Below are 204 nucleotides of genomic sequence, written 5' to 3' on the forward strand. Positions count from 1 at the left end.
GTCGATATTTGGTTTCAAGATGAAGCTCGCTTTGGTCAACAAAACACGACAACGAGGATCTGGGCCAGAAAAGGCACCAGACCGCGAGTAGTACGTCAACAACAGTATGCATCTTGTTAACCACAGGGCTTATCTATTTGGTTCAGTTTGTCCAAGCAGGGGGATCGGGCAAGCTATCGTTATGCCATGGACAAGCAAAGAAGG

General features: G+C 47.5%; 1 pseudogene. It reads left to right on the forward strand.

Annotation, left to right across the window (positions count from 1 at the left end):
* Positions 1 to 204 (forward strand): annotated as a pseudogene (locus tag Q0976_RS24165) (IS630 family transposase); the annotation flags it as partial.

Origin of the sequence: uncultured Shewanella sp., from assembly GCF_947501665.1 — a bacterium.
In the GTDB taxonomy this organism is placed as follows: Bacteria; Pseudomonadota; Gammaproteobacteria; order Enterobacterales; family Shewanellaceae; genus Shewanella.